General features: G+C 62.3%; 22 protein-coding genes. All 22 read right to left on the bottom strand.

Features of this window, described 5'->3' with window-relative positions:
- Positions 1 to 4: 4 nt before the first annotated feature.
- The 22 genes from M5C56_RS02990 to M5C56_RS03095 all read right to left on the bottom strand — a co-directional run bounded on the left by M5C56_RS02990 (position 5) and on the right by M5C56_RS03095 (position 21,174).
- Complete coding sequence (locus tag M5C56_RS02990; protein WP_040069840.1) at positions 5 to 310, bottom strand: STAS domain-containing protein; 306 nt, start codon at positions 308 to 310, stop codon at positions 5 to 7.
- A gap of 88 nt (positions 311 to 398) precedes the next feature.
- Complete coding sequence (fliJ, locus tag M5C56_RS02995) at positions 399 to 848, bottom strand: flagellar export protein FliJ (RefSeq protein WP_103495957.1); 450 nt, start codon at positions 846 to 848, stop codon at positions 399 to 401.
- Between the two features lie 6 nt (positions 849 to 854).
- The gene (gene fliI, locus M5C56_RS03000; RefSeq protein ID WP_103495958.1) at positions 855 to 2,213 is read right to left on the bottom strand and encodes a flagellar protein export ATPase FliI; all 1,359 of its coding nucleotides are present in this window, start codon (positions 2,211 to 2,213) and stop codon (positions 855 to 857) included.
- Entirely contained in the window at positions 2,203 to 2,985 is a 783-nt protein-coding gene (fliH, locus tag M5C56_RS03005) for a flagellar assembly protein FliH (protein ID WP_103495959.1), read from the bottom strand. Before fliH ends, fliI begins: the two co-directional genes overlap by 11 nt.
- Positions 2,986 to 2,995: 10 nt before the next feature.
- Positions 2,996 to 4,015 carry a flagellar motor switch protein FliG gene (fliG, locus tag M5C56_RS03010; RefSeq protein WP_100939016.1) on the bottom strand — a complete coding sequence of 340 codons (1,020 nt, stop codon included), beginning with the start codon at positions 4,013 to 4,015 and terminating at the stop codon, positions 2,996 to 2,998.
- Positions 4,008 to 5,795 (bottom strand): flagellar basal-body MS-ring/collar protein FliF, encoded by a 1,788-nt coding sequence (fliF, locus tag M5C56_RS03015; protein ID WP_103495960.1) that lies wholly within the window; start codon positions 5,793 to 5,795, stop codon positions 4,008 to 4,010. Before fliF ends, fliG begins: the two co-directional genes overlap by 8 nt.
- A 21-nt stretch (positions 5,796 to 5,816) precedes the next feature.
- Positions 5,817 to 6,146: a flagellar hook-basal body complex protein FliE gene (gene fliE / locus M5C56_RS03020; RefSeq protein ID WP_103495961.1), complete on the bottom strand. Its 330-nt coding sequence runs from the start codon at positions 6,144 to 6,146 to the stop codon at positions 5,817 to 5,819.
- 132 nt (positions 6,147 to 6,278) lie between these two features.
- A complete protein-coding gene (gene fleR / locus M5C56_RS03025; RefSeq protein ID WP_103495962.1) occupies positions 6,279 to 7,691 on the bottom strand; it encodes a sigma-54-dependent response regulator transcription factor FleR in 1,413 nt (470 codons plus the stop codon).
- A complete protein-coding gene (locus tag M5C56_RS03030; RefSeq protein ID WP_247263409.1) occupies positions 7,688 to 8,887 on the bottom strand; it encodes an ATP-binding protein in 1,200 nt (399 codons plus the stop codon). Before M5C56_RS03030 ends, fleR begins: the two co-directional genes overlap by 4 nt.
- Positions 8,888 to 9,016: 129 nt before the next feature.
- Complete coding sequence (locus tag M5C56_RS03035; RefSeq protein WP_103495964.1) at positions 9,017 to 10,492, bottom strand: sigma-54 dependent transcriptional regulator; 1,476 nt, start codon at positions 10,490 to 10,492, stop codon at positions 9,017 to 9,019.
- 171 nt (positions 10,493 to 10,663) lie between these two features.
- Positions 10,664 to 10,960 carry a flagellar protein FliT gene (locus M5C56_RS03040; RefSeq protein WP_103495965.1) on the bottom strand — a complete coding sequence of 99 codons (297 nt, stop codon included), beginning with the start codon at positions 10,958 to 10,960 and terminating at the stop codon, positions 10,664 to 10,666.
- Between the two features lie 10 nt (positions 10,961 to 10,970).
- Positions 10,971 to 11,366 carry a flagellar export chaperone FliS gene (gene fliS / locus M5C56_RS03045; RefSeq protein ID WP_103495966.1) on the bottom strand — a complete coding sequence of 132 codons (396 nt, stop codon included), beginning with the start codon at positions 11,364 to 11,366 and terminating at the stop codon, positions 10,971 to 10,973.
- 131 nt (positions 11,367 to 11,497) lie between these two features.
- A complete protein-coding gene (gene fliD / locus M5C56_RS03050) occupies positions 11,498 to 12,934 on the bottom strand; it encodes a flagellar filament capping protein FliD (RefSeq protein ID WP_103495967.1) in 1,437 nt (478 codons plus the stop codon).
- Positions 12,935 to 13,016: 82 nt separating this feature from the next.
- Entirely contained in the window at positions 13,017 to 13,388 is a 372-nt protein-coding gene (locus tag M5C56_RS03055) for a flagellar protein FlaG (protein ID WP_103495996.1), read from the bottom strand.
- A 73-nt stretch (positions 13,389 to 13,461) separates the two neighbouring features.
- Positions 13,462 to 14,313, bottom strand: coding sequence for a flagellin domain-containing protein (locus tag M5C56_RS03060; RefSeq protein WP_103495968.1), 852 nt, complete (start codon positions 14,311 to 14,313; stop codon positions 13,462 to 13,464).
- Between the two features lie 192 nt (positions 14,314 to 14,505).
- Positions 14,506 to 14,775, bottom strand: coding sequence for a hypothetical protein (locus M5C56_RS03065; RefSeq protein ID WP_103495969.1), 270 nt, complete (start codon positions 14,773 to 14,775; stop codon positions 14,506 to 14,508).
- On the bottom strand, positions 14,772 to 16,064 hold the full coding sequence (locus M5C56_RS03070; protein ID WP_103495970.1) for a 6-hydroxymethylpterin diphosphokinase MptE-like protein: 1,293 nt from the start codon (positions 16,062 to 16,064) through the stop codon (positions 14,772 to 14,774). The genes M5C56_RS03065 and M5C56_RS03070 overlap by 4 nt, the downstream gene beginning before the upstream one ends.
- A gap of 79 nt (positions 16,065 to 16,143) precedes the next feature.
- Entirely contained in the window at positions 16,144 to 17,070 is a 927-nt protein-coding gene (locus M5C56_RS03075) for a ketoacyl-ACP synthase III (protein WP_103495971.1), read from the bottom strand.
- Positions 17,071 to 17,299: 229 nt separating this feature from the next.
- Positions 17,300 to 18,352 (bottom strand): pseudaminic acid synthase, encoded by a 1,053-nt coding sequence (gene pseI, locus M5C56_RS03080; protein ID WP_103495972.1) that lies wholly within the window; start codon positions 18,350 to 18,352, stop codon positions 17,300 to 17,302.
- Positions 18,345 to 19,850 carry a UDP-2,4-diacetamido-2,4,6-trideoxy-beta-L-altropyranose hydrolase gene (gene pseG, locus M5C56_RS03085; RefSeq protein WP_103495973.1) on the bottom strand — a complete coding sequence of 502 codons (1,506 nt, stop codon included), beginning with the start codon at positions 19,848 to 19,850 and terminating at the stop codon, positions 18,345 to 18,347. The genes pseI and pseG overlap by 8 nt, the downstream gene beginning before the upstream one ends.
- Positions 19,847 to 20,557 (bottom strand): pseudaminic acid cytidylyltransferase, encoded by a 711-nt coding sequence (pseF, locus tag M5C56_RS03090; protein WP_103495974.1) that lies wholly within the window; start codon positions 20,555 to 20,557, stop codon positions 19,847 to 19,849. Before pseF ends, pseG begins: the two co-directional genes overlap by 4 nt.
- On the bottom strand, positions 20,554 to 21,174 hold the full coding sequence (locus tag M5C56_RS03095) for a pseudaminic acid biosynthesis-associated methylase (protein ID WP_103495975.1): 621 nt from the start codon (positions 21,172 to 21,174) through the stop codon (positions 20,554 to 20,556). The genes pseF and M5C56_RS03095 overlap by 4 nt, the downstream gene beginning before the upstream one ends.
- Position 21,175 lies beyond the last annotated feature (1 nt).

Consider the following 21,175-nt stretch of genomic DNA (forward strand, 5'->3'; position numbering starts at 1 on the left):
AAGGTCAGCCGATATCGAAGAGTTTGTCGAAATTGGAGATGGCGAGGATCTTGCGCACGTCCGAGTTGCTGTTGATCACCCGTACATCGGAATGATCACCACCGGCGTGATCGCGCAACAAGAGCAACATGCCCAGCGCGGAGCTGTCCAGATAGGTCGCCTCTTTCAGATCGACCACAATGGACGACGGTTTCTTGGCAAGTCCCTCGTAAGACTCACGAAATTCCTGATGCCGGCCAAAATCGAAACGCCCCTTGATCGAGATCGTCAATTTTGCGCCATCGGGCGATACTTCTGCGACTACAGCCATGATCCTGCTTCCTTGTCAGTGGCGACGTGTACAAGGTTTAGCACCCCACCGAGGGTAGGGCAACCGTGAGCGTCAAAAATCCTGCAGATCAATACGGACTCTGCCGGGGCAAACGCTGGGACAGCTCATCCAGCAACTTCTGTTCACGCTTGTCTTCCAGATGGCGCGCCTCGTCGACATAACGTTGCACCAGCTTGCGCAAGCCTTCGACCCGGGCGTAGGCCTGCTGCCAGGCCTCGCGCGCCTTGTCGAGATTGTTCTGGTGCCAGGCCAGGCTCTGGCGCTGCTGGCCGACCGCGGTATCCAACTGGGTGAGGAACTGCTGGTAGCCCAGCAGCCACTGACCGGAGACCCCAAGGCTGCCACGCTGGATCCACTGCTCCTGGTATTCGAGACGAAAACGCTCGAGATCCTCCAGCTTGTTTTGCGCGACCCGCACCTGCCCCTGGAAATAGCCGAGACGCTGGACCGCGGTACGCTCGGTACTTTCGGCCATATCGACCACCGGGGCCAGGCGCGCGGCACGGCTCAGGGCCATAATCGATTAACCGCCGGCCACGGGAGCGAACACCGACGCCAGGTGCGCTTCGCTTTCGCCCAGGCTGATATTGGCGTTCAGACCCTGGCGCAGGTACTGGACCATCGCCGGCTGCAGGGCAATCGCCGTGTCGGTCTCGCGATCGCCGCCGGCGACATAGGCACCGACGCTGATCAAGTCGCGACTCTGCTGGTAACGCGACCAGAGCTGCTTGAAGTGCTGGGCGCGGCTCATGTGTTCAGGGCTGACCACCGCCGGCATGACCCGGCTGATGGACGCTTCGATATCGATCGCCGGGTAATGGCCTTCCTCGGCCAGGCGCCGGGACAGGACGATATGGCCGTCGAGCACGCCCCGCGCCGAGTCGGCAATCGGGTCCTGCTGGTCATCGCCTTCGGACAGCACGGTGTAGAACGCGGTGATCGAGCCACCGCCGGCCTCGGCGTTACCGGCCCGCTCCACCAGCTTGGGCAGCTTGGCGAACACTGACGGCGGATAGCCCTTGGTCGCCGGTGGTTCGCCGATGGCCAGGGCGATTTCCCGCTGGGCCTGGGCGAAACGGGTCAGGGAATCCATGAGCAACAGGACATTCTTGCCCTTGTCGCGGAAATACTCGGCAATCCGCGTGCAGTACATGGCCGCGCGCAAACGCATCAGCGGCGCGTCATCTGCCGGCGAAGCCACCACCACCGAGCGTTTGAGGCCTTCCTCGCCGAGGATGTGCTCGATGAATTCCTTCACCTCGCGACCCCGTTCGCCGATCAGGCCGACGACGATGATGTCGGCCTCGGTGAAGCGGGTCATCATGCCCAGCAGCACGCTCTTGCCCACGCCGGTACCGGCGAAGAGTCCGAGGCGCTGGCCGCGGCCCACGGTCAACAAACCATTGATGCAGCGAATGCCCACGTCCAGCGGCTGGCTGATGGGGTCGCGGTTGAGCGGGTTGATGGTCGGACCGTCCATCGGCACCCAGTCCTCGGCCTTCATCCCGCCCTTGCCGTCGAGGGCACGGCCGGCGCCGTCCAGCACCCGCCCGAGCATGCTCATGCCCATGGGCAGGCGCCCGGTGTCGGCCAGCGGCACTACCCTGGCACCCGGCGCAATGCCGGCCACGCTGCCCACCGGCATCAGGAAGACCTTGCCACCGGAAAACCCCATCACCTCGGCCTCGACCTGCACCGGGTGATAACTGTCGTCGTTGATGACCATGCAGCGCGCGCCCATGGCAGCACGCAAGCCCTCGGCTTCGAGAGTCAGGCCGACCATGCGCAACAGGCGTCCTTCGAGAATCGGCTGCCCAGGCAGGTCGATGGCTTCAGCGTAACCGCTCAAGCGCTTGGCGAAGCTGGTGCGTTCAAGACGCATCGGACAGGTCCGCTTCGGGAGCCGTCGTCAGCGCTTCCTCCAGCTCCAGGGCCATGTCCGGCACCGCCGGGTGCAGGGATTGCTCGTGGAGCTGATCGAACAACTGTGCGATGGCCTTGCTGATACGGGTTTCAATGGTCGCATCGATCCGACTGTGCTCGGTTTCGACCCGGCAGCCGCCGGCCAGCAGGGCCTCGTCCTCGACGATGCGCCAGGTGGCTTCGTGGCGCTCGCGCAAGGCCTTGACCTGGTCGAAGTCCTGGGGATTGATGTGCAAGCGGACATTCTCGGCACCCAGCGGCAACAGCTTGAGGGCTTCGCGCAGGACATGCTCGATCTGGCTGGAATCGGTCTTCAGCTCACGCTGGATGACCTCGCGGACCATATGCTCGACCAGACCCACCAGGCCCTGCTCGATCTGCCGGTCCTGCTCGGCGATGGGCGCGAACAGATTGCCCATCAGCGCTTCCAGGGACTTGAGCTTGGCACTGAGGGCGACTTCGGCTTCCTGGCGGACCTTGAGCTGGGTGCTGTGGAAACCTTCGCGCTCGCCCACGGCAAAGCCTTCGTTGTAGGCTTCCTGGCGAATGCTTTCGAGTTCCTCAAGGGTCAGCGGCTGGACCTCCTCCAGCGGCACTTCTTCCATCTCGGCCGGCGGTTCTTCCACCGGCTCGGGTTCCGGCTCCTCGACATGCGGGTCGAAACTGGGCAGCGACCAGAGGTCGAAACCGCCCACGTCCCGGGCGCGGATCAGATCGGTTGGATCAGTCATGGCTTGATCCTTAGATCATCTCTTCGCCGCCCTTGCCACCGAGCACGATCTCTCCGGCTTCGGCCATACGGCGGGCGATGGTAAGGATTTCCTTCTGCGCGGTCTCCACGTCGCTGACGCGAACCGGACCCTTGGCTTCGAGGTCGTCGCGCAGCAGTTCCGCCGCACGCTTGGACATGTTCTTGAAGATCTTTTCCTTGACGCCTTCGTCGGAGCCCTTGAGCGCCAGCACCAGCACGTCCGAAGACACTTCGCGCAGCAGCGCCTGGATACCGCGGTCGTCGACGTCGGAGAGGTTGTTGAAGACGAACATGAGGTCTTCGATCTGGGTCGACAGGTCCTCGTCGACTTCGCGGATCGAGTCCATCAACTGGCCTTCGATCGAGCTGTCGAGGAAGTTCATGATGTCCGCGGCACGCTTGATACCGCCCAGGGTGGTACGGGCCGCGTTGGAGTTGCCGGAGAACTGCTTCTCGAGAATCTGGTTGAGTTCCTTGAGGGCCGCCGGCTGCACCGTGTTCAGCGACGAGACCCGCAGGATGATGTCCAGACGCACCTTGTGGTCGAAGTTGTTCAGCACTTCGCCGGCCTGATCGGGGTCGAGGTACGCCACGACGATCGCCTGGATCTGCGGGTGCTCGTAACGGATCACATCCGCCACCGCCCGCGGTTCCATCCACTTGAGGCTGTCCAGGCCGCTGGTGTTGCCGCCCAGCAGGATCCGGTCGATCAGGCCGTTGGCCTTGTCTTCACCCAAGGCCTGGGTCAGCATCTTGCGCACGTAGTCGTCGGAGCCGACGCCCAGGCTGGTCTGGTCGCCGACGATCTCGACGAACTCACTCATGACCTGCTCGACCTGCTCGCGGTGCACGTTGCGCATCTGCGCCATCGCCACGCCGACCCGCTGGACTTCCTTGGGGCCCATGTGGCGCAACACTTGTGCAGCATCCGTGGAGCCCAGCGACAGCAGCAGGATCGCGGCTTTGTCGACCCGGGTCAGCTTCTGGTTGACGGCGGCGTTATTACTCATCGGCGTTAATCCACTCTTTGACGACCTGTGCCACACGGCCCGGATCTTCGGCTACCAGACTCTTGATGGCGTTCAGCTGTGCGTCATAACCTTCACTCGGGCTCGGCAGCAGGATGCTCTGCGGACCGCCCAGGCTGACGCGGTCGTTGGCCAGTTCGCCATCCAGGCCGCCCATGCCACCGAGTTCGACGTCGCCGCCAAAACCGGCCAACTGCTTGCCCTTGCCGCCATTGGTGATGTTGTTGAGTACCGGACGCAGCACACCGAATACCAGTACCAGGATGAACAATACGCCCAGTACCTGCTTGACCACATCCCAGAACCAGGGTTGCGAGTAGAACGGAATATCGGCGATCACTTCCCCGCGCTCGGCGGAGAACGGCACGTTGATCACGCTGACGCTGTCGCCGCGGCTGGCCTCGAAACCGACGGCATCCTGGACCAGGCGGGTGAAGCGCGCCAGTTCGTCGGCGCTCCACGGCGAACGGGTGGTCTCGCCATTGGTCGGGTTGATCTTGACCTGGTCGTCGACCACCACCGCCACCGACAGACGGGTCACGCGACCTTGCTGTTGCTTGGTGTGGCTGATGGAGCGATCCAGTTCGAAGTTCTTGGTCGATTGTTGACGCTTGTCCGCCGGATACGGCGCCAGCATCGGTTGGCCGGTGGCCGGGTCCATGATCTGCTGGCCGTTGGCATCGAGCAGCGGCTGGCCAGCGGCGATGGCGCCGGAAGAAGCCGCTGCGCCGCCGGTGGTCTGCGGCGCGGTGGCCGGGCCTGGCGGTTGGTTGCTCAGGGCACCCGGCACGCCTTGTGGGCCGCTGCTGGCGGTGCGCTGTTCGGTGGTCGACTGTTCGCTGCGCAGCGCCGGCTGGTCAGGGTTGAATTGTTCGGAGGTCGACTCGACCGCGCTGAAGTCCACGTCGGCGGAGACTTCGGCCTTGTAGCGATCGTTGCCCAGCACCGGTTGCAGGATGTTGTGCACCCGCTGGGTGAGCATGCTTTCCATGCGCCGGCTGTAATCGAACTGCTTGCCGGCCATGCTCAATTCAGAGTTTTGCGCCTGGTCGGAGAGCAGGTTGCCTTTCTGGTCGACGACGGTGACCTGCGACTTGCTGAGTTCCGGAACACTGGTGGCCACCAGGTTGATAATGGCGAGCACCTGCCCGGGCTCCAGGGTACGACCGGAATACATCTCGACCAATACCGAAGCGCTGGGCTTGCGCTCATCGCGAACGAACACCGAGCTTTTCGGGATCGCCAGGTGCACACGGGCAGCCTTGATATTGTTCAGGCTGGAAATGGTCCGCGCCAGTTCGCCTTCCAGGCCGCGCCGATAACGGGTCGCCTCCATGAACTGGCTGGTGCCCAGGCCCTGGTCCTTGTCGAGAATTTCGAAACCGATGTTGCCGTCGCTCGGCGTCACGCCGGCGGCGGCCAGCTTGAGGCGGGCGCGGGACACGTCATCGGCCTTGACCAGCAGCGCGCCGGAGTTCGGCTCGACGGTGTAGGGAATATCTGCCGCCGCCAGGGTTTCCATGACCTGCTTGGCATCCATACCGGCCAGGCTGCCATACAGCGGCCGGTAGTCAGGCTGTTGGGACCACAACACCACGGCAAAGCCGATCGCCACGCTCGCCGCCAGGCCGACCATCAGGCCAACCTGACGGAGCATGGTCATTTCGGAAAGATTTTCCAGAAAGGACAACCCGAACAGCGGCGGTTTACCGTCTGCGGGGCCGGACTTGGCCGGTACGTTATCGGCGAGAACTTCTGCCATGACTATTTACGTCCCTAACCCTTAGACCGGCATCTGCATGATGTCTTGATACGCCTGGACCAGCTTGTTGCGCACCTGGGTCAAGGCCTGGAACGAGACACTGGCTTTCTGCGAGGCGATCATGACGTCCGTCAGGTCGACACCACTCTTGCCGATTTCGAACGCCGTGGACAGCTGGCCAGAGGCTTGCTGCACGTCGTTGACCTTGTTGATGGCATTGCCGAGCAAATCGGAAAAGCTGCTGCCACTGACTTCCGGCGCGGCCACAGCCGATTTGGGTTGAGCCATGGCATCCATTTGCATGGAGCGCATGTCCAGCATCAATCGATTAAATTCAACACCCTGGCTCATGAACGTCTCTCTCCGGCGGCCTGCAATTTTTTGACACTTGTGCAGCTGTTAGTGAAGGGTTAGCAACAAGGGTGCCAGCTCCTTGTCGTTCTCGAACAAAATCCGATACACGACACACAAGCCCGAATCGGCCTAGCTGGCAAACAGATAGGCCTCGACATCCATTCCGGCATCGCGCATCTGCGCCAGTTTGTAGCGCAGCGTACGCGGGCTGATACCCAGTCGCTCGGCAGCCTCCTTGCGCCGCCCGCGCTCGGCGCGCAGGGTGTCGATGATCATCTGGAACTCACGTCGACGCAGGTCGTCGCCCAGGCCACCTGCCTGCTCCCCCGCTACCGCCTCGACCAGCACCGGTTCGCCGACAGACGACCGGTTGGTCAGCACAAGCCCTGGCAGCGGCGCCGCGCCGACCGGGCCGGCCAGGCAGAAATCCTCGGCCTGGATCAGCCCACCCTGCTGCAGGATCAGCGCCCGCTGGATCGCATTGTCCAGTTCGCGCACATTGCCCGGCCACGGATAGCCGATCAGACAAGCCTGCGCCTGGGGCGACAGTCGAACAGAGGCATGTTTCATTTTGGCGCTGTGCTTGGCAAGTAGACGTTCGGCCAACGGCAGAATATCGGCGGTACGCTCGCGCAACGGACGCCAGGCCAGCGGAAAAACCGACAGGCGATAGTAAAGGTCCTCACGGAAGCGTCCCGCCGCCACTTCTCCCGCCAGGTCGCGGTTGGTGGTGGCCACCACGCGGATATCCAGGGTGATCGGTTTGCGTGCACCGACCCGCTCGACCTCGCGCTCCTGGAGCACACGCAGCAGCTTGGCCTGGAGACCCAGGGGCATTTCGGAAATCTCATCGAGCAGGATGGTCCCGCCATCGGCCTGCTCGAACTTGCCGGCCTGGGCCGCGATGGCCCCCGTGAACGAGCCTTTTTCGTGGCCGAACAGGGTGGCCTCAAGCATATTGTCGGGAATCGCCGCGCAGTTGATGGCGATAAACGGCTGGCTGGCACGGGGTGATTGCTGGTGGATATACCGCGCCAGCACCTCCTTGCCGGTGCCGGACTCGCCAGAAATCAGCACCGTCGAATCGCTGCGCGCCACCCGCGCCGCCAGCTCGAGCAACTGCGCACTGGCCGGCTCCGAGGCGATCGGCCCCTCGCTGTCTGACGCGCCCGGCTGCCCCAGGGCATGCCGAGCCACCAGATCGAGCAGGGCCTTGGGCTCGAACGGTTTGACCAGATAATCGGCCGCGCCCTGGCGCATCGCATCCACCGCCCGCTCCACCGCCCCGTGGGCGGTCATCAGCAATACCGGCAATTGCGGCTGGCGCGCGCGCAGCAGGCCGAGCAACTGATGTCCGTCCATGCCCGGCATATTGACGTCACTGATCACCAGGCCGAACGACTCCGCGGCCACCGCCTCCAGCGCTTCCTCGGCTGAACCGACCGCGTGGAACCGATGCCCGGCCAGCAGCAAGGTATCGGCCAGCGCCTCACGCAAGGCATGATCATCCTCGACCAGCAGGACCTTGAGCAGCGGTCTCATTGTTGAGCCTCCTCCATGGCGCCAGGAATCAGCGGCAGGCAGACCATCGCACAGGTGCCACGCCCCAGCCGCGATTGTAATTGCATGTCGCCCTGATGCGCCCGGGCAACGGCCTTGACCACCGCCAGGCCGAGGCCGGTGCCGGTGGTCTTGGTGGTAAAGAAGGGTTCGCCCAGGCGCAGCAGCACGGTCGGGTCGATACCCGAGCCATTGTCACTGACGCACAGGCGCAAGGTCGCGCCACGGGCGTACAGGTGCACCTTCAGGCGCACCTGGCCGGTGGTGGCCTGCTGGGCGTTTTCGATCAGGTTCAGCAGCGCGCCCACCAGGGTGTCGCGATTGCACAGCAACTCACCGACATGACTGTCGCACTGCCAGCGCACCGCGGCGCCCTGGACATGGGTCTGCGCCGCTGCCTGCAGCGCCTGCATCAAGCCATTGGGCGTCAGCCGATCGGTCAGCGGCAGCTCGCCACGGGCGAACACCAGCATATCGCGGACCTGGTGCTCCAACTCATGCAGGCGCTCCTTCAAGCGCCCGGCAAAGCGTTGCTGGGTCTCGACCGGCAAGGCCTGCTCGGCGAGATGGCTGGCATAGAGCAAGGCCGCCGAGAGCGGCGTACGGATCTGGTGCGCGAGGGACGCAACCATGCGCCCGAGCGAGGACAGGCGCTCGTGCCGGGCTAATTGATCCTGCAGGCGACGGGTTTCAGTCAGGTCATTGAGCAGCACCAACTGACCCGGCTCGGCATCCAGCGAGCGGGTGGAGATCGACAGACGCCGGCCGTCCTTGAGGGAGATCTCATGACCGTCGTCTTCACGTGGAGCAAAGCAACGAGCGATCACCTGACGCCAGAGCTCGCCGACCAGAGGCAGGCCGAGCAACTCCCGGGCCGCCGGATTGGCTTCGCTGACGATCCCCAGGGAATCGATGACGATGACCCCGCCCGGCAACAGGTCGAGCAGGTTCTGCAAACGATTGGCCAAGCGCTCTTTTTCCGCCAGTTCGGCCATGCGCTGGGCGCTGACCACGGCCAGCTCGCCCTTGAGCTCGGTGACCCGGGCCTCAAGCAGGCTGTAGGAATCGTTGAGTTGCGTCGACATCTGATTGAACAGCGAGAAAGCCTGCTCCAGACCCAACCGACCGGCCTGCTCGACGGACGACGAAGATCCCGAGGCTTCAGGGACAGGTGACATCGGGGCGGCTTGGGGCATGGTGCTCTCTCGCTTGGCTGACCGTCATTTAAACGGAACGTTACAAGAGGCTTAGCAATACCCGTGCCGAAAAAAAAACCAGCCATTTTTCAGCAGCTTGAAAAACAGGCGTCAATCATCCGCCTGTTCATCACCCTCGCGACGGCTCATCCCGTACTTGCGCATCTTCTCCACCAGGGTGGTGCGACGGATACGCAGGCGCTCGGCGGCGCGCGCCACGATGCCATTGGCGTCGTCCAGCGCTTGCTGGATCAGGCCCTGCTCGAGGCCACCGAGGTAGTCCTTGAGATCCAGGCCTTCGGGCGGCAGCATCGCCGAGGTGGTGAAGTCCGGGGTATGGCCGTTGATCGCGACCCGCTCTTCGAGGTCGCTGCGCAGGCTGTCCACCAGTTGCTCGTCTTCGTCATCGACGTAGCGGAATTTCTTCGGCAGCTCGGCGACGCCGATCACCCCATACGGATGCATGATCGCCATGCGCTCCACCAGGTTGGCCAGCTCGCGGACGTTGCCCGGCCAGGCGTGACGGCACAGCGACATGATCGCCGCCGAATTGAAGCGAATGGAACCGCGCTTTTCGTGTTCCATGCGCGAGATCAATTCGTTCATCAGCAACGGAATGTCTTCGACCCGCTCACGCAGCGGCGCCATCTCGATGGGGAACACGTTCAGGCGGTAGTAGAGATCTTCGCGAAAGCTGCCGACCTCGATCATGCTTTCGAGGTTCTTGTGGGTGGCCGCGATGATGCGCACATCGATGCTCTGGGTCTTGTTGCTGCCCACGCGCTCGAAGGTCCGCTCCTGCAGCACGCGCAACAGCTTGACCTGCATCGGCAGCGGCATGTCACCGATCTCGTCGAGGAACAGGGTACCGCCGTTGGCCAGCTCGAAACGCCCGGCACGGGTGGTGATGGCCCCGGTAAAGGCGCCCTTCTCGTGACCGAACAGTTCGCTTTCCAGCAACTCGGCCGGGATCGCCCCGCAGTTGACCGGCACGAAAGGCGCGTCGCGGCGCTTGGAGTGATAGTGCAGGTTGCGCGCCACCACTTCCTTGCCGGTGCCGGACTCGCCAAGGATCAGCACGCTGGCGTCGGTGTCGGCCACTTGCTGCATCATCTGGCGCACATGCTGGATGGCACGACTGGTGCCGACCAGGCTGCGGAACAGGTTGGGCTCGCGCTGCCGGCCGCGCTCACGGGCCTGGTCATACATCTCGCGATAGACCTGGGCGCGGTGCAGGGAGTCGAGCAACTTGCTGTAGCTGGGTGGCATTTCCAGGCTGGACAGGACCCGGCGACGCTGGTCTTCGGGCAGGTCGGCAGAAGAAATTTCGCCGAGAAGCAACACCGGAAGGAACTCATCCCAGGTTGACAGTGTCCTAAGCAAGCCTGTCAGTCCGCTCACGGCATTGACCGTCCCGATCAGGACGCACAATACCTCACGACTGGACGACAAGGGGCCGACCATCTGCTGCCAGTCATCGCTGGTGCAGGAAATATTTTCTTCGCCGAGAAAATTTAAGATCACCGCCAGGTCGCGGCGGCGAACGCTATCGTCATCGATCAGCAGAATTTTGGTTTCACGCCACATGCAATAGCAACTTCCCTAGTCAACTCGATGCCCGGTATGGGTGGGGCAAGCTAGACATCCGAGGCCGGACAGGGCCTCCAAGGACGACTGAAATCTGGAAACAGCACTAGTTAAGTCAAAAAAGCGTACATAGTCAAATTTATGGCGCAATACGGTTCGATTAACCCAACATTAACCGAACAGATGGTAAACCTTTGCGGCGCTCCTTGCTTGCTGGATCTTCGACATCTCATCGACTATTGACTGACGTTCGGTCATCGCAGCTTCCAGCAACTGACGATAGACGTGCAACAACTTCTCAAGCTTGACGCGCAGCGCATCCTCGTCCAACCCCGTCTCGACCAGCACATCTTCCATGCAAGCGCGGCAGGCCAGGTCCAACTGGGTGATGGCCTCCCAGTCACGCTCGGCCAAAGCCCTTACCAGGGCCTCGCGGGTTTCTTCGATACGCTGCAGTACGAGACTCATGATGCGCTCCTTAGAACTGCGGACCCGGTGGTGCGATAGCGTCCCAACCTTCCTTGACCGTTGTCAGCAGGCCGGCGACTTCGTCGAGCATCCCGATGTCCGAGTTTACATTGGCTTGCAGCAGGCGCGTCATCATATAGGCGTAAAGATTGTCCAGATCGGTCAGCGAATCGGCTGACTTTTCCAGATCCAGGCCCTCGCGCAAACCACCGACAATATCGATGGCCTTGCCGATGGCGACTCCCTTGGCGGGGATGTCCTTACGCTCGATGGCACCTTTGGCCTGGGCGATACGATCCAGGCCACCTTCCATCAACATCTGCACCAGGCGGTGAGGACTGGCCTCGGAGGTCTGAGCCTGGGCTCCTACCTTCTGGTATTGCCGAAGGGCTAGCATCGGATTCATGTTCTACCTCATTAACACTCAAGGGTTCGTATAAGAAGTGTATCGCCTTTGAGTCACAAAACTTTAGACCCAGAAGGCAAAAACCCGGCACGCGCTAAACGCGGCCGGGCTTTTTGGCGAGCTATCGGAGGTTAGCCCGACTTCTGCGCGGTCAACGAAGCGAAGAACGACGTGATGCTGTCCCCCTGTGCCTTCAACTGCCCGACCAACGCGTCCATGGCGTTGTACTTGGCCGTCAGGGTCGCAGTCAGGTTGGTGACATGCAGATCCAGTGCCGCTTGCTGACTCGCCAGGGCGCTGGCCTGGGTGTTCAAGCTGGTGCTGCGCTGATCGAGCAAACCGCCGGTCTGGACGTAGGGGGCGATCGCCGCGGTCATCCGCGCCAACACACCGTCCGCCCCCGCGTTGGCGGTGGTACCGGTAAACAGCGTCTGCACCTGGCCACTCAAACCATCGGTGGTCATCGCCCGGTTGAACGTGGTGGAGTTGAAATTCAATTGCCCCGTCTGCGGATCGGTCCCCACCCCCAGTTGCGAGAGCACCGCCAACTTATTACCCGGCCCGGGCGTGGTGAGCACGCCACGGATACTGGCAATCAGTGCCCGAGGCATGGAGTCACCGGTAAACGCCGCTGGCTTGCTATTACCACTGGAGTCGGTCGTCGGGGTACTGAGAGTACCGATGGTCGTCATCAAGCTGTTGTAGGCGCTCACGAACGTCTGGATCGAGGTCTGCAGACCGCTGGTGTTGGTGCCCACGGTGACCACCGAAGTAGAACCCGCACCTCCAGTCCCCGAGAGCAGGTTCAGTGTCAGACCACTGACGGCACCGGTGACGGTATTGGTCTTGCTGGTAACCGTCAGGCCATCAATGGTGATACTTGCATCCTTGGCCAGACCATTGACCGCGCCCGAGCTTGAAGCTGTCGGGGGATTGGCCATTGCCTGGGTACCGTCGATTGTCAGGCCGGCAATACCACTGACCGACAAGTCGGAACCCGCGCCAGTGGTGTTGGAGCCGAACACAAGACGCGCCGCACCGCTACTGTCGGTCACGATGTTGGCGGAAATACCGTTGCCCGCCAGCGTGGAGTTGATCGCGTCACGGGTGCTCTGCAGCGTTGCATTGGCCGGGATGGTGACATTGTAATTAGTGCCATTCTGACTGATGGTCAGGGTACCACTCGGAATGGCACTGGTTGCACCGCCGGAAAAAGAAGCACTGGAAACCTTCGAACTCGTGGCGAGGTTATTCACCGTAATACTGTAGTTACCGGCTACCGCGGTATTGTCAGTGGTGGCCGTCAATACGGACGGTGATCCGGAGGTTGCCGAGAAGCCGGCGAACTGCGGAGTAGTCGAGCTGTTGAGGGCGGCCAGTGCGGTCTGGAAGGTCGTCAACGCACTCTTCAGCGAACCCACGCCGGAAAGCTTCAGCGTGTTGGTTGTTTGCGACGAGCTGATCTGCTGCGTTGCGGCACTTGAATCGGCATTGACCAACGCGGTCACGATCGAGCCGATATTCAGGCCGGAACCCAGGCCCGTAGTTGGTACAATTGGACTTGCCATGTTTATCTCCCTTCAATTTGCAGCCAGTCTTTTGACCCTTACCAGCGCCAAAGGCAACTGCACACACGATTCATGCCAGCTGTCAGGCTTTCGCATCAAACAGCACATTACTCGCTGAACTCAGACTGTCAGCCAGTTTCAACGCTTCCTCGGATGGGATCTGTCGAACCACCTCGCCGCTGTCGCTGGCGATCACCTTGACCACGACTTGCCCGGAGTGCTCGTCGATGGAAAATTCCAGGTTGCGCTTGATTGATTGAACGAACTTCTCGATATCCTGCACAGCCTGCTTGAGCCTGTCGGAAGAGCCCGAATCCTTGCTGGTGGCTGAAACGGGTGTTACCGGATCCGCCTGAGGCGCCGCCGTAGCCGGTACCGGCTTGTCGGCAACAGGAGTGGAACTGGCCGGCGTAACAGCGGGGTAAGACAGACTAAGCTTTACACTCATGTCCATTTCCATCACCTCTCAACGTGAAAAAGCGAGAGAGCGTGACCAGCACACCCCCCCGCCAAAACTTATTCCGAAATTACTGAAGCAACTTCAGTACAGCGGAAGGCAGTTGGTTGGCCTGAGCCAGAACCGAGGTAGAAGCCTGTTGCAGGGTTTGCTGCTTGGTCAGTTCTGCGGTTTCAGCGGCGAAGTCGGTGTCTTGTACGCGACCCTGTGCAGCGGTCACGTTCTGAGTCACGTTCTGCAGGACGGAGATGGTGCTGGTCAGACGGTTCTGCGAAGCACCGAGGTTGGCACGGGTAGCACCGATGGCGGCGATTGCAGCGTCGATCGCGGTGATCGCGTTGTCGATGTTGGAGGCGGCTGCGGCGCTGGTGGCACCGGTCAGAACCAGAGTACCGCTATCCACGGACAGGCTGACGGCGTCGAACTTGGAGCTCAGGGTCAGGCTGATCTGGTTGGCCGAACCGGTGTTGGAACCCACTTGCAGGGTCACGACGCCAGCAGAACCGTTCAGCAGGAACTTGCCGTTGATCTGGGTGCTCGCGGAGATACGAGTCAATTCGTCCGACATCTGGGCGAATTCGGAGTTGGTTGCGGTCTGGTCAGCGGTGCTGTTGGTACCGTTACGGGCTTGAACAGCCAGTTCACGCATACGCTGCAGAATGTCGGTGTCGGTTGCCATCGCGCCGTCGGCGGTCTGTGCCAGGGAGATACCGTCGTTGGCGTTCTTGATCGCAACGGTCTGACCACGGATCTGGCTGCTCATACGAGTAGAGATCTGCAGGCCGGCAGCATCGTCCGCGGCGCTGTTGATTTTCAGGCCGGAAGACAGGCGCTGCATGGCGGTGGAGAGAGCGTTCGCCGCGTTATTCAGGTTCTTCTGAACAGACAGGGAAGTGACGTTAGTGTTTACACTCAGAGACATGACGAAATCCTCGTTGGTTGGGTACTGCGGCTTCCGGCCCTGGCAAGCGCCGGGTATGGCCTAGAGAACCTTCGTAATAGTTATCGTCGGGATTGCAAGTTGCTTGAGGGCTTTTTTCAAAAATTTTGCCATCACCCTGCCACCCCTTTGAAAACAAGGGCTTGGCGCCCTGCTCCAAGAGGAAAAATGACGTCAGGGAATTGCCGTCGATTCCAGCAGCCCCACCAGTTCGTACTCCATCCAGTCGGCCAGCCCCAACCAGTCCTGGGATTCCTGGCAAACCAGCATTCGGGTCAGCAGTTGCGCCCACTGCTGCCGAACCTCCCCAGGCGCGCTCGCCAACGCCAACTGCGCGGCGTCGAACACCTCGACCATGTTCAAGGCCGCCTCCACATCACGACCCAGACGAAACAGCCCGGCGCATTCGCGGGCATCCTCGACACACTGCGCCAGCCGGCTCATTGGACAAACTCCTGGTCGAACCCGGTACCGACGATCTGCGCCCCAGCCCTGCTGCTGTTGAGGAATGCCACCTGCGGGTGACGGGCGATATAGCGCTCCAACTCCACCAGGTAACGACGGAAGTTCAACTGCGTCCTGACCCGTTGCCCCTGGCCGTCCAGTACCCAGTGCTGCGCCAGGTCGACACCCGGGCCGAGATCGCCATCCTTCCAGCCCGCATGGGTCTTGTTCATCGGGAAGGCGAAGTCGGCGCCGAACAGGGTGATGCGCGCCGCGCCCATCTTCACCGCCAGGTCGACCGCCGGGTGCAGCACGCTGCCGCCGACGAACAACAGGCCGCGCCGGCACCGCTCACGTACCGAGGCATAGATCGGACTGATGGAATAGCTGCCGTAACGCGGGCCTTTCCAGGCGTGCAGCACCAGGGGATCGCTCATCGGCATATAGACCAGGGGAATACCGTCGGACGCTTCGACGGGCAAATGCCGGAAACCGATGCGCTGGTCGATGCTGACCACGATATCCGGCCGGATCCCCTGCTCACGCAAAGGCCGATAGGCAGTGTCGACACTGATGAACAACGGCCGGTCCGGCTGCTCGCTGATCGCGCGCAGCTTGGCGAACTGCTGCTCCAGCGTCGGCCCGGTGCCGATCACATAGATATGCTGGCCCGGACGCGTCGCAAACAGCTCGGTGACATCGCGGTCCGCGCCAAACACCTCGCGGGTGTCCAGCAGACGCTGGACGATAACCGCGGACTGCGGATCGAACTCGCGATTATTGAAGGTCAGGTGTACCTCGCCGACCAGACGATCACGCATCCGCGCATTGCAATCATCGGCCAGCACCAGTTCGGCCGGCAGGGCAAAAAACGGCAAGAGAATCTCGGGATGGTCGGCGGCGTAGCTCAGATCGACCCGAGGATCGGTCAGCCAGGATTGCTGATCCAACAGCCCCAGCACCAACTTGAACAACGCGCCATTGAGGACATGGACACACAGGCGTTTCAGGGTCGGGCGCTCCAGCAGGATCTGTTGCAGATCGCCCAAGCCGGTGCCGTAAAGGTGCAGCAAGTCGCTGTCCGGCGGCAGACTGGCGGCCTGCAGGCGGGCCTCGGCGACGCGATCATGCCGACTGGTGAGCTGGATGCCACCCACGCTCAGGGTCGAGCCCAGCCCTTCCAGCAGTTCGACCGGCAACGACTCGCTGTCCTCGGCCAATAGCCGCGCCAGCAAACCCGGCCAACGGTCGCCGATGACCTGCAGATTCTGCTCGAAACTTTCGCTCATGCCGCCGCCCTCAACATCCGCGCAAAAAAATGGCGCTCAAGGTTATCTCACCTGGAGCGCCATTTTGCGACCCTTGGCATCAAGGCCGATGAATAATCGCCGATCCCCACGACAAGCCCACGCCAAAGCCACTGAGGGCCACGCGCTTCCAGGTCGAGTCCAGGACATGTTTCTCCAGCAACAACGGAATACTCGACGACACCGTGTTACCGGTCTCAACCATGTCCTTGATGAACTTCTCCGGTTCGCCCTCGAAACGCCGCGCCACGGCATCCACGATCGCCGCGCTGCCCTGGTGAATGCAGAACGCATCGATATCGTCCGCCTGCAGGCCGGACTCTTCCAGCAACTCGTGCAGGTGCGCCGGAACCTTGAGCAAGGCGAAGTTGAAGACCTGGCGGCCGTTCATGAAAAACACGCCATTGCTGACCTTCAGATGCGGCGCGCCGGACCCGTCGGTGCCGAACTTGGCCTTGCCCAACTGCCAGGGCGCGTCTTCACCCATCCAGGTGGCCGTCGCCGCATCGCCGAAAAGCATGGTGGTGTTGCGATCTTCCGGATCGACGATCTTCGAATACGGGTCGGCGGTGACCAACAGGCCGTTCTTCAGACCCGCCGCTTCCATGAAACCCTTGATCGCGTAGATGCCATAGACATAACCGGAGCAACCCAGGGAAATATCGAACGCCGCCACGTTGGTGGGCAGGCCGAGTTTGTCCTGGACGATGGCGGCGGTATGCGGCAGGCCTTCCTCATCGCCGTTCTGGGTGACCACGATCAGCGCGTCGATGGATTCGCGCTTGAGCTCGGGATTGCGGGCGAACAGCGCATTCACGGCTTCGACACACAGGTCCGAGGTTTCCTGACCGTCATCCTTGCGTGGCAGGAAGGCCGAACCGATCTTGCCGAGGATGAAGGCTTCATCCTTCTCGAATTTTGCACCTTGTGCGTAATTGTCCACGCCGGCTACAGGCACGTAGCTCGCAATGCTCTTTATGCCAATCATTACGGCTTCCCAATAATAAACAGCTGAAAACCCTCGTTCACCAGGACCAAGGGCTGCCGACAAACAGAGATTTGACGCCGCCCACGGGGGAGCGACTGCCGGAAGAGTAAAAGGCTATCACCGGACCCTTTATGAGCCGGGCGCCATCTTCCAGGTCGATACAATACAGTGAAGATGCGCGTTATGACTCGCAGGTCACGCTATTTTGCCGAATCAGCGCGACAAAACACTATTCGACCAGCGACCAGGACAGCGGCGTCCCACGCTTGAGGGCCTGTCGGGCCGTGCGCCCGAGCACGGCGTCGAGATGCCGGGGTGCCAGTCCCAGACCGGGGCGGATCGCCCGCAGGTTGTCGGCGCTGAAGGTTTCACCCGCGGCCATATCGCGGGTGATATACAGCGAGCGGCGATACACCAGGGACTTGCGTTCCGCCTCGGTAACGCCGTAGTGCACCTGGCCCAGGGCCTGCCAGGCGCGTTCGGTCTCGATGACCAGGCTGGCCAGTTCCGCTGGCTCCAGGGAAAAGCTCGAGTCCACCCCGCCATCAGCGCGATCCAGGGTGAAATGTTTCTCCACCACCGTTGCCCCCAGGGCCACCGCGGCTACCGCCACCCCCACGCCCATGGAGTGATCGGACAAGCCGACCTGGCAGCCGAACAATTCGCGCAGGTGAGGAATGGTTCGCACATGGCTGTTTTCCGGGCTGGCCGGGTAGGTGCTGGTGCATTTGAGCAGTACCAGGTCCTTGCAACCGGCAGCCCGGGCGGCGCGCACGCTCTCATCCAGCTCGGCGACACTGGCCATGCCGGTGGAAATGATCAGCGGCTTGCCGGTCGCGGCCACACGCCGGATCAACGGCAGATCGGTGTTTTCGAAGCTGGCGATCTTGTAGGCCGGCACGTCGAGGCTTTCGAGAAAGTCCACCGCCGTTTCATCGAAAGGCGTGGAAAACGCCAGCATGCCCAGCTCCCGGGCACGGGCGAAGATCGGCGCGTGCCACTCCCAGGGCGTATGGGCCTTTTCATACAAGGCATAGAGCGACGAGCCAGCCCATAGGCTGGCCGGGTCCTGGATAAAGAACTCGCCTTCGTCCAGGTCCAGGGTCATGGTCTCGGCGGTATAGGTTTGCAGCTTGAGCGCATGGGCACCGGCCTTGGCCGCCGCTTCGACAATGCGCAGCGCCACCTCCAGCGACTGGTTATGGTTGCCGCTCATCTCGGCAATGATGAAGGGTGGCGCGTCCGCGCCTATCACCCGCTGGCCGATCTTGAAACTAGTCATGGTGCTCATCCTTTACCACGCGCTCGAAACGGCAGGCCGACTGGACATAGCCGCCGTGACGGAACAATTCGATGGAAGCCGGATTATCCGGCAGTACCTGGGCGTCGATCACCGTCACCTGCGGCCAGTGCTCGCCCAAGACGGCTTCGCCACGAGCCAGCAGCGCCCGGCCCCAACCGAGGCCGGCGCGCCCCTGGAACAGATACAGCGAGACTTCCGCGCGACTGCCCGCCAGATCGTAGCGCAGCACGCCCACCGGGCCATCCGCGGCCTCGGCGATCAATAGCAGGCGTCCGGGGTTGAGCAGGCTCGCGGCCAGCCAGGCCTGATGCGCCTGCCAGCCGATGGGCTCGGGACTCAACGAGGCACGGCGTACCGACTCGGCATTACGGCCGTCGAACAACAACTGCGAATCCGCGACCGTGGCCCGGCGCAAGGCCAGACTGGAGCCGGCCAAGGCCACGGCAAACCGTCGCGCCCCCAGCCCATCCACCAGACGCCGCGACTGTGCGGCCAGGCTGCGCCGCAGACTGACATTGCCCAGGACAAAACCGATGGCCTGGCGCAGGCTGTCGACCGTCACCTCGTCGCTGCTGCCCAGGTAGACATGCACCCCGGCGGCCGCCAGCCGCTCGGCATTCGCCCGCTGATTCTCCGCCACGGCAATGCACAGGGTCGGCAGGCCGAGGACCGCACGTTCCCAACTGGTACCGCCACCGGCCCCGATAAACAGATCGGCCCGGGCCATCAGCGCGGCGAAATCGCTGACAAAAGTCTGCACCCGCCACTGCGGACGATCAACCGCCATGGCCTGGATCGAAGCCAGCATCGGGTTGGCGGTGCCGGCGATAAAATCCACTTCCAACTCGTTGAAGTCCGCCAGGGCCTGCATGGCCTTCCAGGTTTCGCCGGCCGCATCCAGGCCGCCAAAATTCACCATTACCCGCCGGGGCTGCAAGACGATCGGCACAGCCCCCTGGCGGAACTCATCACGAATCAGCGCGTAACGGGGGCCGAAGAGCTCACGGCAGGGCCGCAAGCAGCGGTGGGCGTACTCGGGGTCGCCGGCGGTGAAATTCTGGTCGAAGAGCAGATCCACGGCATGCTGGCGATTGTTCAGGTCGTCGATCGCCGCAATCTGCCGCGCCCACTGGCGAGCGGCGGTTTGCCAGGCGTGATCGAGGCCATAGTGATCGACGATAATCCAGTCGAAGACCGGCTCGGTGACCAGGCAGGCACCCAGCGCGGCGATATCCGCCTGCCACGGCAACGGGGCCTCGATGTCCGCACCGGGCTCCTCGCCTGCGTACTCGGCCGGCAACGCCAGGGCCTGAAAGCCCTGCTCGGCGATGCGTGCCAACGAATGGCCGGGCAAGGCCCGACAGGCGAACAGCACCTCGGCACCACCACTGCGCAGCACCTGCGCGAGGCTCAGGCAGCGCGCTACATGCCCGCTGCCAATGGCCGGCGAGGCATCGGCACGGATCAACACTCTCATGGCTCCAGCTCTCCACCAGCCAGCAACGCGCTGTAAAGGTACTCGGCGCGCCGCCAGTCCTCGTCGGTGTCGATGTCCTGGACCAGATGGCGCGGCAGGATGACCGGCAGGCTTTTTTCCGAAAACAGCGCGTCGCCTCGCAGCCAGGCCGCGCTGCGCCCCCAGTAGAACTGCCCGGCATCCTGGAAGGCGCGGGGCAGATCCTGGGAACGGGTCTGTCGATGCTCGGGATACAGCGGCGTCAGCGCGCCGTCCGCGCCGAGCGTCAAAGCGCGCTGTACCGGAAAACCGAATTCGCAAACCGAAAACGCAAAGGACTTTTCAGCATGGGCTTCGAGCAGCTCCAGCCCCTGGCGCAAAAAACGCGCCTGCAACAACGGCGCCGTGGCGTAGATACAGCAGGCATGCTCAAACAGGTATCCGGCCTGCTGCAAGGCCTCCACCGCATGGGCGATCACAGCGGCAGTACCGGTGAAATCATCGGCCAGGGCCGCCGGACGCATAAACGGCACCTGCGCCCCCCGGGCCCGGGCCAGGGCAGCGATTTCCTCGTCATCGGTACTGACGATCACCCGCTCGAACAACCCCGAATCGAGCGCCAGGCGAATAGAGCGGGCAATCATCGGCTCGCCATGGAACAGCTTGAGATTCTTGCGCGGGATGCGCTTGCTGCCACCACGCGCCGGAATGATTGCAATCGCACTCAAGGACGTTTTTCCAGCAGGAACCAGTTGATATCGTCGGTCGGAAACTGCGGATCGCGGTGGTAACTGAAGCCGTAGTCCAGCAGTTGCAGGTCCGGATAACGATCGAGCATTTCCCCGGCAAAGTCACGCTTGAACAACTTGCCGCTGTTACCACGATAGGACACTTCCACCGGCACCGGGTTGTAGTACTCGGCAATCAGGATATAGCGTCCGCTCAGGGTGTATAGCTGCTCATAGGCCGTGGCCAGCAGCTCAGGCGCCAGGTGGATCAGCACGCCCTTGCTCAGGGTCAGGTCGAAGGTCCGCTCGCGCGGGTAGTCGAACAACGAACCGTGCCAGATCTCGGCGATGCCCAGCTCGCGCGCCTGCTCGCAGGCCTTGGCGTTGATCTCCACGCCCTGCAGGGCACACGCGGGCAGGAGCTGGTGCAAGGCCAGCAGGTTGTTGCCGGTGTTGGTGCCCAGTTCCAGCAGGCTGGAGAGCCGGCCGGTGCGCGCCAGGGCCTTGGCGAACAGCGCCAGGTTGGCGGCGACCAGCGCCGGCCCCTGGTTGCGGCCCACGTATTGATCGCCGAACTCGCCACGCCAGAACACTTCCTGTTCGCTGAACTCACGCATG

The organism is Pseudomonas sp. MWU13-2862, from assembly GCF_023242495.1.
GTDB lineage: Bacteria > Pseudomonadota > Gammaproteobacteria > Pseudomonadales > Pseudomonadaceae > Aquipseudomonas > Aquipseudomonas gingeri_D.

Bases quoted from the DNA above. Each gene is read 5' to 3' on its own strand.
- M5C56_RS03095 (WP_103495975.1), bottom strand. From the start codon at position 21,174: ATGCGTGAGTTCAGCGAACAGGAAGTGTTCTGGCGTGGCGAGTTCGGC.
- fliG (WP_100939016.1), bottom strand. From the start codon at position 4,015: ATGAGTAATAACGCCGCCGTCAACCAGAAGCTGACCCGGGTCGACAAA.
- fliE (WP_103495961.1), bottom strand. From the start codon at position 6,146: ATGAGCCAGGGTGTTGAATTTAATCGATTGATGCTGGACATGCGCTCC.
- M5C56_RS03030 (WP_247263409.1), bottom strand. From the start codon at position 8,887: ATGTCACCTGTCCCTGAAGCCTCGGGATCTTCGTCGTCCGTCGAGCAG.
- fliS (WP_103495966.1), bottom strand. From the start codon at position 11,366: ATGAATCCGATGCTAGCCCTTCGGCAATACCAGAAGGTAGGAGCCCAG.
- M5C56_RS03065 (WP_103495969.1), bottom strand. From the start codon at position 14,775: ATGAGCCGGCTGGCGCAGTGTGTCGAGGATGCCCGCGAATGCGCCGGG.
- pseI (WP_103495972.1), bottom strand. From the start codon at position 18,352: ATGACTAGTTTCAAGATCGGCCAGCGGGTGATAGGCGCGGACGCGCCA.
- M5C56_RS03035 (WP_103495964.1), bottom strand. From the start codon at position 10,492: ATGTGGCGTGAAACCAAAATTCTGCTGATCGATGACGATAGCGTTCGC.
- M5C56_RS03055 (WP_103495996.1), bottom strand. From the start codon at position 13,388: ATGGACATGAGTGTAAAGCTTAGTCTGTCTTACCCCGCTGTTACGCCG.
- M5C56_RS03040 (WP_103495965.1), bottom strand. From the start codon at position 10,960: ATGAGTCTCGTACTGCAGCGTATCGAAGAAACCCGCGAGGCCCTGGTA.
- pseG (WP_103495973.1), bottom strand. From the start codon at position 19,850: ATGAGAGTGTTGATCCGTGCCGATGCCTCGCCGGCCATTGGCAGCGGG.
- M5C56_RS03060 (WP_103495968.1), bottom strand. From the start codon at position 14,313: ATGTCTCTGAGTGTAAACACTAACGTCACTTCCCTGTCTGTTCAGAAG.
- M5C56_RS03070 (WP_103495970.1), bottom strand. From the start codon at position 16,064: ATGAGCGAAAGTTTCGAGCAGAATCTGCAGGTCATCGGCGACCGTTGG.
- M5C56_RS02990 (WP_040069840.1), bottom strand. From the start codon at position 310: ATGGCTGTAGTCGCAGAAGTATCGCCCGATGGCGCAAAATTGACGATC.
- M5C56_RS03075 (WP_103495971.1), bottom strand. From the start codon at position 17,070: ATGATTGGCATAAAGAGCATTGCGAGCTACGTGCCTGTAGCCGGCGTG.
- fleR (WP_103495962.1), bottom strand. From the start codon at position 7,691: ATGAGACCGCTGCTCAAGGTCCTGCTGGTCGAGGATGATCATGCCTTG.
- fliD (WP_103495967.1), bottom strand. From the start codon at position 12,934: ATGGCAAGTCCAATTGTACCAACTACGGGCCTGGGTTCCGGCCTGAAT.
- fliH (WP_103495959.1), bottom strand. From the start codon at position 2,985: ATGACTGATCCAACCGATCTGATCCGCGCCCGGGACGTGGGCGGTTTC.
- fliI (WP_103495958.1), bottom strand. From the start codon at position 2,213: ATGCGTCTTGAACGCACCAGCTTCGCCAAGCGCTTGAGCGGTTACGCT.
- fliJ (WP_103495957.1), bottom strand. From the start codon at position 848: ATGGCCCTGAGCCGTGCCGCGCGCCTGGCCCCGGTGGTCGATATGGCC.
- fliF (WP_103495960.1), bottom strand. From the start codon at position 5,795: ATGGCAGAAGTTCTCGCCGATAACGTACCGGCCAAGTCCGGCCCCGCA.